We start from the raw sequence: 12,165 nt of genomic DNA on the forward strand, positions 1-12,165 counted from the left end.
TCACTCGCCCTTCCGAGGTCCGCCGCGAGATTTGCGGGCGGCGGCGGGTTGAGTAAACGCGCCACGCGCGAGCATCGCCGTCGCCGGCTCGTCGTCCGGATGCTGTGGCACAAGGCGCCCTTCGAAGCCAGCCTTCAGGATGGATTGTTTCAAGTGCGCCGCGTCTGCGGCTTCGGCGTCGAGGACAGCGATTGTATCGGAATGAGCTGAAAGGGCGTCATGGACGCGACTTATAATTTCAGCGGCTTCGGCGGGAGGTGGCAAGGCCACCATCACTTCACGGATGTTGTCAAGATTGAGACCCGGTTTACCAGCACCGTAGGCCGCCGAGATGAGCTGTGACTTTCCTGCGCCTTCCGCCTGAAGCCAGAGAAGTATGAACTCCGAGGTCTCTGCCACCAATGGACGCAGGAGAGCCACATGCTGGTTTACATAAGCCTCAGGCAAATCTTGGATGACCCTCGCGCTCACCGTGACATTGGCACCGGTGATGGTCACGAGGACGTCGTCCCGCTTGACCAGCGTTCGCAGTCCCTCCGCCTTTGCAGGAAGCTGGACGAAGGCCGCGTCAGTGAGGTCGAGCTTACCGGAATTGATGTTTTGGGCGCGGACAAATATTGCCCCAGTATCAGCGTAGAATTCCTTCCAACCCCGCGAACCGCTTGTAACGAACTCTGTCAGGTCTCCGATAGTCGCCCAAGTCCAGCCTACTGGAAGCTCTGGCAGACTGGTCTTGTCAATAGGACGGGCATCGGCCGAGCGGCGTCCGCGCCCTTTCCCAAACATGGCCGCGCGTTCAGCTTTGATACGAGCGAGGAGGTCATGTCCGGTTTCGGCGACGGCGTTAGCGGCACGCCAATTTTCTGTCAGCTCTCCGGTCACGGCTGCCTTGAGTAGGGCGCGGTGGAAGGATTCGAGCCCTTTGCGTGCGTCCGTCAGCGCTGCCTCTCCTTCCGCGATCTCCGCGAACAATTCGTCAATACGGGTGACAATGCGTCGTTGTTCCGGAAGCGGAGGAACCGGCATCGAGGATCGACGGATGTAGTCAACAGGCACGCGAAGCTGGCCTGCGGAGCCGCTCATGTGACGCTGAGCCTGTAGACGGAATCGGCGACTAACCAACCAGTACCAGAGATAGCGCTGATCGACGGATTTCGGACGCAGGACGTGGAATTCGGTCGAGCCTGCGCCGAATTGGCTCGGCAGTCCCGAAACTGGCGCGACTTTTCCGTTTTCCATGCAAGGCGTAATCTTTGCAAAGATTACGTCTCCGTTCATGAAGCGAACATATCCTTTGGCGACGTCTTTCGCCGGCCGTCGCTGATTCAAAATAATGCGGCCAGTCTCTTCCGAGACGGCTGCCATCGGAACGAAAGCCAGTTCTTCTTTGTCCGGGATGTCCTGGAACGTAGTTAGAGGGTTTACCGGAGCCACCGCTTCTAGCGGTGCCCAGCACCACCCCTCTGGCAGTTCCCAAGCTGCCTCGGCGGCACACTGTCGATCTCGCCACGCCGCCACTGCTTCCATTACGCCACCAGCACTTCCGTCAGTTCATCGAGCATATTCGGTAACCTTGTGCCGAACAGTCCCCGCGCTCGCACGATTCCGCCCCTGGCAGCAAACTCCGGAGCCTCCATCATGTCCTCTGGCCGGATTTCGATATTCACGGCGAGGTGGTCGCGGATGGCAGCCAACCATGCCTTCTGCTCTTGGGAGTAGACTCGCCCTGCCTTCTCCTCACGCCCGAGCCACAGATTGAACCGTCCGGCGGTCAACGAGGGCAGGGGCTCCAGGGATTCGTTCTGCCCGAGCGCGTAGCGGACGAGCATGACGATATCGGCCAGCGTTCCGGAAGGACTGCCGCGCACCTTGTCGGCGGCGATACGCTTGTAAGCCCGCCAGATATCGACGGGCTCCAGGAGCCATGGAGGCCGCTTCAACGCTTCTCGCAATTCGTCCACGGCCTCGTAGGTCAGCCGCTTCTGCGCATACGGGAGACGGTAGAGGATCTGTAGGGCAGCAAGTTCATCGCGGCGCTCGTCCAGGAACCGTCGAAACCTTTCGACGGTGTCAGTGGCGCGCATCTCATCCCATCCCGATGACACCACGGCGTCCGTGGAAATCGTGTCTATCCGGATATCCGCCGCCGCCTTCACGTCCTTCAGCAGCTTGCGCAGCACCGGGTCATCAAAGATCTCGACCGCCCTGTCCTTGGCCGCCTCGCGCGCCTTGCGCTGCTCCGGTTCCGGCGCGTCCTGGCCCACACGAGCTGCCAGTGCGTCCGGATCGACAGCATCGAGCAAGCGTGCTGCCAAACCTGCAAGATCGACGCCGCCAGCAGCCCTTGTGATTGCCGCGCGATCCTTGTCGCCAATCCTGCGATCTAGGGCAGCTAGACGGGCCGCGAGGGTTGCGAAGGCGTCGTCGTCCCGCCGTCCCGAGGCGATCTCGTCGATCAGACGATCGAATCCTATAACCCGGTCACGCTCGAGCGGCTGCGACACTGTCTTGAGACTTTCTGAGACGCCGACGGCGTCGACCAGGACGAAGCGTGTCTTTGCTTCGGCATCCGGAGTGACCTCGCGCAGCTTCTCTGGCGAGATCGTGCGGGCGCCACGTCCCTTCATCTGCTCGAAATAGAGCTCGGAACGGACATCGCGCAGGAAGATCAGCGCCTCGATGGGCTTCACGTCCGTTCCGGTCGCGATCATGTCAACGGTGACGGCGATGCGAGGGTTGTAGTCGTTGCGGAAGGCGCGGATCAGCTGTTCGGGATCGGCCCCATCAGTCTTGTAGGTGATCTTCTTCGCGAAGTCGTTTCCCTTGCCGAACACCTCACGGACCAGCCCAACGATCTCCTCGGCGTGGTGGTCGTCCTTGGCAAATACCAGTGTTTTCGGAACCTCGTGGCGGCCGGGGAATAGTTCGGTAAAGAGTGTGTCACGAAAGGTTTCGAGAACCGTGCGGATCTGGTTGGGGACTAGGACAGTCCGGTCGATCTGGTCCGGCGTGTATGCGAAATCTTCCGACAGGGTCTCGTAGCGTTCGGCTCGCGTTCGCTTATCGCGGACCGGAAGGTCGTAACCTGCTTTCACGGTCGAGCCGCGTTCGCCGATTTCCGTCCGGATGCGGAAGATTTCGAAGCCGACATTGACGCCATCGACCACCGACCGCTCATAGGGATACTGAGCCACGAGGTTTTTGTTGAAGAAACCGAGCGTGTGAAGGGAGGGGGTCGCGGTGAGGCCGATCGTGAAGGCATCGAAGTATTCGAGCACTTGGCGCCACGTGCCATAGATCGACCGGTGGCATTCGTCGGTGATGACCAGATCGAAGCTCTCGATCGGGATCGAGGGATTGTAGCCGATCAGGCGTTCAGTCGCCGGGCCGGACTGTTCGAATGACGAAATCTCTTCGTCCGCTTCGGCAAGCTCCTTGCCGGTGAGCACTGAGTAGACGCGCTGAATAGTCGCAACTACCACCTGTGAATCCTTGTCCAGCCCCGCCGCGCCGAGTTTCTGGACGTTATAGATCTCTGAGAAGGATCTGCCTGTTCCCGGGGGCCGGTAAGCGAGAAACTCGTCACGGGTCTGGCGGACCAGGTTCGCTCGGTCCGCCAGGAACAGGATGCGCCGGAAGCCGGAATGCGCGAGCAGTCGATAGCTCAACGTGCAGGCAGTGAATGTCTTCCCGGCGCCCGTGGCCATCTGGACGAGCGCCCGCGGCTTGTTCACCGCCAGCGACTGCTCAAGGGCAGTTACAGCGTCTACTTGGCAGGCACGCAACCCAAGTGGATTGACTGGTGGCATTGACTGCAGCCGGGCACGAAGCGTCGTGGAATCCTTGATCCAGCGTTCAAGTGTCTCAGGACGGTGGAACGAGAACACGATGCGTGATGTGGAATCCGGATCGGCGTGGTCTCTGAAGATCGTTTCCGAGGAGGAGGCAACATACTCGAAACGTACCTGTCCATCCGACCGCACCAGATGGCTTGGCGCGCCCGCCATGTACCGCGCCGCCTGCTCCGCGAAACCTGAAAGCGTTGATCCTTCCGGCTTGGCTTCCACGACGCCGCACAAGATTCGTCCGACGAACAGGGCATAATCGACGGGACCGCTAGCGGTCTGGAATTCCCGGACGGCCACTCCAAGGCCCGCTCCCAGGTTCATCTCGGCGCGGGTCTGCACCACCCACCCACACAACGACAGACGCCGATCAATGTGGGATCGCGCCCTGTCTTCCGGATGAAAAGCCCCCTCGTTCATTTGCGCACACTATGATGTGCAACCGTTCGGCGAAAGCCTGATAAAATGCGGCAATTCAATGAGGAAGCGTTCGCCCTCCCAGGAAGGAGGCGTCAAAATCTCGATTGTGCCGGAAAGAGACCTTCGGAAGGTATGTCAGAAGCCGACCTTTCCGTATCGGCCGGAGTCGACTTCTTCCGGACGCTGGACCATTGCCTGAAACATCGACGCAAAGCATCTTGTCCAAATGCAGAGCTCGGTTATCAATTCGATTCGGGACGCTTTTTCCCCCTATGGCTCGCTTGCCGCCTCTCTCTTGCCGAAACTGGACAATGATAGCGACGGCTCGCATGATCTCGCGCATATCGTCCGAGTTTGGGGAAATGTGCAGGTGATTCAAGCTGAGGAGGGCGGGAACCTCGACGTTCTTATCGCTGCCTGTCTCCTTCACGATTGCGTTTCCGTCGAGAAGAATTCCCCGCTCCGCTCGCAGGCATCCTGCCTAGCGGCGACACGTGCACAGAGCCTGCTGCTTGATGAAAACTGGGAACCTCATCAAATCGAAGCGGTGAGGCATGCGATTGAGGCGCATAGCTTCTCAGCACGGATAGAGCCGAGATCGCTAGAAGCGCGAATTCTTCAGGATGCCGACAGACTGGATGCAATAGGTGCTGTAGGCGTTGCTCGTTGCTTTTATGTCAGTGGCCGACTGAGGCAAGCTTTCTACGACCTGTCCGACCCGGACGCGAAGGGCCGGCCATATGATGACAGCCGATATGCGCTCGACCACTTCCACACAAAACTCTTGAGTCTTGCTTCGGGTTTCAAAACGGTCACCGGGGTGCAGCTGGCTCGCATCCGTCACGACAAGATGCTTCGTTTCGTGGACGAATTTCGGAAAGAGGCGGGGATCGTTTCGCATCGAGGTTCTGCTGCAATTTGACGGTCAACATCCCGCGAGTTCGCTGTTCCATTCTTCGTTGGCGGCGCTAGACAGATGAAACCAACGTTGGCGTGATCGCGCCAGATCGGTTCGTTCCGACCTTCTCTAAAGCCGCCGTTCGATCTAAGACCCCTGGAGTAGTCTGTGGCTTATGCGAGGGAAAGGCATCGAAAGGGAATGAACTATCGACACGCGTTCCACGCTGGCAACCACACCGAAGTCTTCAAGCATGCCGCCTTGACGCTCATTCTTGAACACCTATTGCAGAAACCCGCCCCCTTCGCCGTGCTTGATACTCACGGGGGTATAGGCGTCTACGACCTGTGTTCAGATGAAGCTATGCGAACCAACGAACGTGATGCGGGCGTGAATAGGATTTTCGGCAGACCCCTTTTATCAGCGCCCAGGTATTTGAAAACTCTCGAATCCCTCAATGCACAGTCCCTGAGGCTCTACCCCGGCTCACCGGAGCTAGTCAGACAATCATTGCGGGAAAAGGACCGCCTTAACGTGTGTGAGCTGCATCCGGAGGACGGATGGCTGCTGAAGGAGCGATACCGCAAGGACCGTCGCGTTTCTGTCCATCAGCGAGATGGTTACGAAGCAATAGGGGCGATGCTACCGCCCCCGGAACGTCGGGGATTGGTCTTCATAGATCCCCCATTTGAGCGAAAGGACGAACCGGATCAGATCGCGGCTGCGCTTCAAGCCGGAAATCGCAGATGGGCAACTGGGATTTACGCAATTTGGTACCCCATAAAAGATGCTGTCTTAGGCGACTGTATCGCCGCCGCCGCAACTGCAGCGGGGTTTAATAGTGTCCTACGCACAGAATTCTGTCCGTATCGGCGTGACGGCGTAACATTAGCGGGTAGCGGTCTGATTATCTGCAATCCTCCTTGGAGAATCGACGACAGGCTCCGGGGCCTCTGCGAGGAACTCGCCGCGCTTTTGGGTGGCAAGCACAGTTCCTGGTCGGTAGAACTGGCGCCGGGCCGTTAGCTCAATCTTAATGAAGCCTGTCCGTCGGTTGAGGTTCGTCAGACTCGATTGCGTGGATCACTCCCATTAGATCTCGCCATTTATGGCACATTGCGAGATCCCCCCGAGAGAGCGCCCGGTTCGCCTTTGCATCCATGCGTTCAAGCGCACAATCGGACCCAAGCCGCATCATCAAGTTCGCACCTCGATACCAGGTAGAGCGGCTGAACCCGTAGTCGTGAAGGCGCGACACATCGTCGACAATCGACTCAATCGTCACATCGTACTTCCCAACCACGTATTCCGACTTCTTTCGCTTCATGGGTCACCGTGCATGTCACGACCGTATCGAATATCCTTTGTATAACGAATCGCCAATTATCGCCAAAAGGACCTGATAGAGGTAGCCTACAGCGGGGAAACAATCGGAGGATGCGGGTGCCAGCCATCAGGCCAACTGAGAGCCTAGTCGCACATGCGATGTCCGATCACGAGATCCTTCAAATGGCGCCCTTTACCCGCAACGCGACCAAATTCCTGGGCGCTGCCATGGATGCTGTGTGATGCTCGCTCGAACGCCAAGAACCAATTCGAGCGAGCGCCGGCCTGCCCTGCCTTTGCGCCTCAAGGAGCAACTAGCGCTTTGCAGCCAATACCCGGAGCGCGTGCTGTTTCTCGACATCGAGACAACCGGGCTGAGCCATCACTACGACGAGATCACCGTTATCGGGTGGTCCATCAATGGCCGAGCTTCCACGATGATCAAGGGGGATAGCCATCAACGATTGCGCGAAGATGCCAAGGATGCGCTTGCCCTCGTTACCTTCAACGGTATTCGGTTTGACCAAAGGTTCATCAGGCAGGAATTCCCCGATATCGCGCTGCCACCGCATCACATTGATCTGATGTACCTCTGCCGTCGCGTGGGCCTCACAGGGGGCCAAAAGGCGATTGAGAGAGAGCTGGGTGTTGCGCTGCGTAGCGAAATTGAGAATGTCGATGGCTTTGCTGCGGTCCTGCTCTGGCATCGTTACCTACGTGGCGACGTCGCTGCGTTGGAGACCCTCGTCCGGTACAATCGGGCGGACATAGCGGCCATGGGTGCCATCTTTGATCATGCTATTGACAGGCTTCAGATCGAGCCGGACCTGTTTCTGAAACGCGCAGCCTTTAAGACCTGGGCCGCGCCATCCGGATGGATCGAAATCCCGCAGTTCGGGCTCAGAACCGAACTGTCGTCCGCTCCTGACTTTGATCAGCTTCTCGCAGGTAGTCCGGCAGAAAGCGCTCGCATCGTTGGCATCGATCTTACGGGTTCTGAGGCTCGGGGCTCCGGCTGGTGCTTGCTCGAAGGAAAGAAGGCGACTTTCAAAACTGTCTTCACTGACGAAGAGATTCTCCGGCACACGCTGAGCAGTAAACCTGACCTTGTATCCATAGACTCCCCACTGTGCCTTCCGGCCGGGCGAACAAGCGTCGACGATGCCGACCCCGGGAGAGAGCGCTTTGGAATCATGCGGGAATGCGAACGGGAGTTGAAGAGGCGCGGCGTTAACGTCTATCCGTGCCTGTTACCGAGTATGCAGAAACTGACCGCGCGAGGCATCCGACTAGCGGAATCTTTTAGGAACCTTGGAGTTCCGGTTATTGAAAGCTATCCCGGCGCCGCGCAGGACATCATGCGGATTCCCAGAAAGGGAGCCGGTGTCGAATGGTTGAAGCTGGGTCTCGCCGATTTTGGTGTCATCAGCGATTTGACTGTCGCGTCTCATGATGAGCTCGACGCTATCACTTCGGCGCTGGTAGGCTCCTTTCATTGGGCTGGTCTCATAGAGGCCATGGGAACCTCCGAGGAGCCGCCATTGATCATTCCAAAGCTTGATGGCAAGGCCCATCCGACCATTATCGGCATTAGTGGTCCGATCGCCGCAGGAAAGACGACTGTCGCACGGGCCTTTGAAAAACTAGGTTTCGCGTACACGCGGTTCAGCCTCGTGATCGATGACGAGTTGAGGGCTCGAGGTCAGCCTCTGGATAGGAGTAATCGACAGGCACTGGGCAACGAAATAAATCGCACAGGCAAACAGCGCTGGCTAGCTGAGCGAACACTCTCCCGTGTCGGCGAGGCCTCAGCCGTCGTGGTAGACGGGCTCCGTTTTCCTGAAGACCATGCGTTCCTTGCAGAGCGTGCTGGCGGGAGCTATGTCCACGTATATATTGACGCTGACGAGAACATGCGTCGCGGGAGATACAACAAACGGGCTGTCGAAGGTGATTTCGATGCAGTAGCCGGTTCCGAAGTTGAGGGGCAGGTGGAATCCATGCGTTCCCTGGCGCATCGAGTGTTCTTGAACGAGGGGGGTATGGAGGACATAGGTCCATGGGCTGTGAAATTGGCTGCAGAGTTGCGGGATAAGACATGCCAATCTCCATAGTAGTAGGTGGCCAATTTGGATCTGAAGGCAAAGGGAAGGTCGCGCTCGAGATCGTGCGGCGCACCCGTGGCCCAGTAACCGTCGTCCGCGTTGGCGGGCCGAACTCAGGCCATACCGCATATGATCGCAATGGGAAAAAATGGGCTCTTCGGCAGATGCCTGCCGCGTGCATTGATCGCAATGTCGATGTTGTTTTTCCTGCCGGATCGTACTTGGATGTGGAGATTTTACTGCGTGAGATCGCGGACCTTGCCTATCCTGCGGAACGCATATTCATCAGTCACTTCGCCAACGTCATCACGGAGCAACACAAAGCTTGGGAGACGAACGCAGGACTGATTTCGGCAATTGGTTCGACGGGATCCGGAGTTGGCACTGCCGTTATGGCGTCCGTAGCCCGAGAGGCGGGAAATTTCCCCGTCAACGCTCTACACGCTCGGGACCATGGCCTACTCCAACCGTTTTTGCGCGATACGACAACTGCACTGCATAACGGACTCCAGCTCGATCGCAGGATCGTTGTTGAGGGCTCACAGGGGTTTGGCCTATCACTGCTCGATGGAGGCTATTGGCCGAAGGCGACGGCCCGCTCCACAACGGCTGCCGCAGCTCTGGCGGAAGCCGGCGTCAGCCCTCGACACGTTGACGACATCACACTGGTCATTCGAAGCTTTCCGATAAGGGTCGCTGGCGATTCGGGTCCTCTGCCTGGAGAGACCACGTGGGAGAAGATAAGAGAACGGTCTCTCCGCACGGACGATCTCAAGGAATATACGACTGTTACTAGGAAGCTGCGGCGGGTTGGCGAGTTCGATGGAGAACTTGTGCGAAGGGCCATCCGCGCAAATGCGCCGCATCGAATCGTGCTCAACCACATGGACTACGTTGGACCTGTACAGGATCTCGACCAGCCGACGAGTCGAGTCCGTAGCTTCGTCTCTGAGGTGGAGACGGCGATCAATCAAAAGATCGACTGGTTCGGCTTTGACCCCCTCTCAATCGTCGAGAGACCTGAAGTGACGTTCTCAAGATGACCAGTTCTACGCCTGAGCCCAAGCTTTTCAGCTGGACCGACGAAGAAGCAGATCAAATCGCAAAAGACGTGTTTGATCACGACCCATTTCACAAGACGCGGGGTAAAGTCGCACCTTCCTTGCTGTCGGCCGAAGACATAGTCGGGTACGTCGAAAAGACCGCGATGATCTCACCGTTTCATGCGACTCAGGAGAAGCTAAAGCACGCATCTTATGAGGACCGTATCGGCAAGAACGCGTACATTTACGACCGGAAGGGGATACAGCGAATCCCGGTGAAGGATGGCTGGCTTAGGGTTCCAGCCAACGAGATTGTTTTCGTGGAGAGCAGGGTCACATTCAGGCTACCGAGATACATAGCTGCTCGCTTTAATTTGCAGATCAAGCATGTGCACCGCGGACTCCTTCTCGGCACCGGTCCGCTCGTAGACCCCGGCTTTCGCGGTCGTCTATTGATACCGCTACACAATCTAACTTCTGAAGACTATTACATCCACGAAGACGATGGCTTCATATGGCTTGAATTTACCCGAACAACATACAATCAAGATCGAAAAATACAGTATGGATACTATCCAAAATACAAGGAAATATCAGATGGCTTGGAATGGCTTCATAAGGCTGCCTATGACCGCTATCTAGATCGTGAAGTCGCTATTCGAAGTTCGATCAAACCTTTCGTCGAACGAGTAGAGAAAAAGGCGACCAAAGCCTTAAGAGGCGTGAGATGGGTTCAGGGCGTTGGCGCGGTTGGAGCCTTATCTTTGATAATTACTTTCGGTATCATATTCATGAGCGAGATCTACTCGAACCGAAGTTTTATGCAGTCCGCCTACAATTTGCTTTTGTCACAGGGAGGCGAGCCAGTAAAAGCTGCCTCCGGCTTCGGGAAAGACATTTCTCAGTTAAGGGTTCAAATTGAGGACCTGCAGACCACGGTCAAAGCGACCAGATCGGATCTCGAAACGCGGATCGGAGCGCTAGAAATCGAAAACGCAAGCCTTCGTAAATTGTTACGCAACCAAGGCTCGCCGCAACGTCCGTCTGATGAGAAACTTTGATAGGGTTGTCCATCTTGCAGCATAGATACGCTGGCGATATCGGCGACTATCTCAAGCTATCCATGCTCGGGCATGTTGGCGCGGACCGCAAGCTTGGGGTCGTCGGTACGTATTCCTTTGAGGTGGCGGACCATTCTAGTATAGCGTTCGCAGCCTCTTATCACTCCGTGATGAGGTCGAGCGATCCATTAACCGCAGGTTTGACGGGCTCGGATTCTCCGCATTGGAGTTAGTAGAGCCAGCGAGGATTCCGACTTGACATCTGAAGGGGAAGATCCAGAAATACTTGCTTTGTCGACAGTGGAAGCTGCCAGGAGGGCTGCGTCATTTTTGAAGAAGCCTGACCCCTTCTCAGCAGACATCGCTCCATCGTTGCTGTCTGCGGACCATATCGAAAAGTATATTCAAAAGATTGGGATGATCTCTCCGTTCTATACGGGAGGAGGACGAAAGGCTCGCCTTAAGAAAGCATCCTATGAGGGGAGAATTGGGAGCAAGGCCTATGTCTTCGATCAAAACAGTAATGAGTTGATTCCAGTTCTAGTGCCGGACATGCCATTACTGATTCCGGCGAATTCGATTGTTTTTGTAGAATGTGACTTGGAGTTTAGACTGCCGAGATATATTGGTCTTCGTTTCAACTTGCAGATAAGACACGTGCATCGAGGGCTTTTGCTCGGGACTGGCCCCCTTGTGGATCCTGGATACTGGGGGAAGCTGTGCATTCCGCTGCACAATTTAACCAATGAGCCCTACGAGATCCCCATCAAGGAGGGGTTGATTTGGGTGGAGTTCACCAAGACCACCTCAGACTCAAAGCTAGGTCGGGTCACTCTAGCCGACGGCGAGAAACATTCCGAACACTGGGACATCGAAGAGTTCCTTAGGAAGGCTGCGAAGCCTCTGATTGAAGGAAAACCTAGCATTGGGATTCGAAGCTCAATACCAAAGATGGTGTCCATAGCTACGGATGAAGCGTATAGAGCTAGTAAGGCTTCGAATGAAGCGCTGGAAGCTAGTAATAAGGCCACCGAGAACGCGCTCGCGGCGCAGATGGAGGCAAAGCAGACTAAAGATTTGTTTAATCGGATTGGTTGGCTTGGAGCATTGGTTGCGGCCGTTGCACTTGTGACACTTTGGGCTACGTTCTATTTCGGGCTTCGGAACGATATAAACGCCGTATCAGGCAATGTGGCGCAAGTTGGATCGATCGTAACCGAGCTTCGGAGCGCGAGCGGTTCTCAAGAAGAGCGTCTTGCAACATTGCGTGCGATACAGGAAGAAATGCTGGACCGGTTGCGCAAGAGCGAGCTTGAAATAGCTTCTCTGCGGCGTGAAATTGAAGGGTATCGGAAGGGTCAGAATCCGTCGCCAATGCAAAGCACAGCGCCTCCTTTTCAAGATGCAAAATAGATACGCTGGGGATATTGGGGACTATATTAAAATTGGGCTATTGCGTGCTCTCGC

8 protein-coding genes are annotated in these 12,165 nt (G+C 56.4%); 6 read left to right on the plus strand and 2 right to left on the minus strand.

Annotation, left to right across the window (positions count from 1 at the left end):
* Both ABID26_RS21335 and ABID26_RS21340 read right to left on the minus strand, forming a co-directional pair.
* A complete protein-coding gene (locus ABID26_RS21335) occupies positions 1–1,527 on the minus strand; it encodes a restriction endonuclease subunit S (RefSeq protein WP_354416262.1) in 1,527 nt (508 codons plus the stop codon).
* A complete protein-coding gene (locus ABID26_RS21340; protein WP_292066345.1) occupies positions 1,527–4,265 on the minus strand; it encodes a type I restriction endonuclease subunit R in 2,739 nt (912 codons plus the stop codon). The genes ABID26_RS21335 and ABID26_RS21340 overlap by 1 nt, the downstream gene beginning before the upstream one ends.
* 226 nt (positions 4,266–4,491) lie before the next feature.
* On the opposite strand from ABID26_RS21340, the gene ABID26_RS21345 reads away from it, so the two are divergent.
* The 6 genes from ABID26_RS21345 to ABID26_RS21370 all read left to right on the plus strand — a co-directional run bounded on the left by ABID26_RS21345 (position 4,492) and on the right by ABID26_RS21370 (position 12,111).
* Positions 4,492–5,187, plus strand: a complete 696-nt coding sequence (locus ABID26_RS21345; RefSeq protein ID WP_292066342.1) for an HD domain-containing protein — start codon at positions 4,492–4,494, stop codon at positions 5,185–5,187.
* Between the two features lie 177 nt (positions 5,188–5,364).
* Positions 5,365–6,189, plus strand: a complete 825-nt coding sequence (locus ABID26_RS21350) for a 23S rRNA (adenine(2030)-N(6))-methyltransferase RlmJ (protein ID WP_354416264.1) — start codon at positions 5,365–5,367, stop codon at positions 6,187–6,189.
* Positions 6,190–6,731: 542 nt separating this feature from the next.
* Positions 6,732–8,603: a ribonuclease H-like domain-containing protein gene (locus tag ABID26_RS21355; protein ID WP_354416266.1), complete on the plus strand. Its 1,872-nt coding sequence runs from the start codon at positions 6,732–6,734 to the stop codon at positions 8,601–8,603.
* The gene (locus ABID26_RS21360) at positions 8,588–9,637 is read left to right on the plus strand and encodes an adenylosuccinate synthetase (RefSeq protein ID WP_292066335.1); all 1,050 of its coding nucleotides are present in this window, start codon (positions 8,588–8,590) and stop codon (positions 9,635–9,637) included. Before ABID26_RS21355 ends, ABID26_RS21360 begins: the two co-directional genes overlap by 16 nt.
* Positions 9,634–10,698: a hypothetical protein gene (locus ABID26_RS21365; protein ID WP_292066332.1), complete on the plus strand. Its 1,065-nt coding sequence runs from the start codon at positions 9,634–9,636 to the stop codon at positions 10,696–10,698. The genes ABID26_RS21360 and ABID26_RS21365 overlap by 4 nt, the downstream gene beginning before the upstream one ends.
* A 255-nt stretch (positions 10,699–10,953) precedes the next feature.
* Positions 10,954–12,111 (plus strand): dCTP deaminase/dUTPase family protein, encoded by a 1,158-nt coding sequence (locus ABID26_RS21370; RefSeq protein WP_292066329.1) that lies wholly within the window; start codon positions 10,954–10,956, stop codon positions 12,109–12,111.
* The last annotated feature ends 54 nt before the right edge of the window (positions 12,112–12,165 follow it).

The sequence above is a fragment of the Mesorhizobium shonense genome (genome assembly GCF_040545255.1).
Taxonomy (GTDB): domain Bacteria; phylum Pseudomonadota; class Alphaproteobacteria; order Rhizobiales; family Rhizobiaceae; genus Mesorhizobium; species Mesorhizobium shonense.

Excerpts from the sequence above, each read along its gene's own strand:
- ABID26_RS21335 (WP_354416262.1), bottom strand. The coding sequence starts at position 1,527 with ATGGAAGCAGTGGCGGCGTGGCGAGATCGACAGTGTGCCGCCGAGGCA.
- ABID26_RS21340 (WP_292066345.1), bottom strand. The coding sequence starts at position 4,265 with ATGAACGAGGGGGCTTTTCATCCGGAAGACAGGGCGCGATCCCACATT.
- ABID26_RS21345 (WP_292066342.1), top strand. The coding sequence starts at position 4,492 with ATGCAGAGCTCGGTTATCAATTCGATTCGGGACGCTTTTTCCCCCTAT.
- ABID26_RS21350 (WP_354416264.1), top strand. The coding sequence starts at position 5,365 with ATGAACTATCGACACGCGTTCCACGCTGGCAACCACACCGAAGTCTTC.
- ABID26_RS21355 (WP_354416266.1), top strand. The coding sequence starts at position 6,732 with ATGCTCGCTCGAACGCCAAGAACCAATTCGAGCGAGCGCCGGCCTGCC.
- ABID26_RS21360 (WP_292066335.1), top strand. The coding sequence starts at position 8,588 with ATGCCAATCTCCATAGTAGTAGGTGGCCAATTTGGATCTGAAGGCAAA.
- ABID26_RS21365 (WP_292066332.1), top strand. The coding sequence starts at position 9,634 with ATGACCAGTTCTACGCCTGAGCCCAAGCTTTTCAGCTGGACCGACGAA.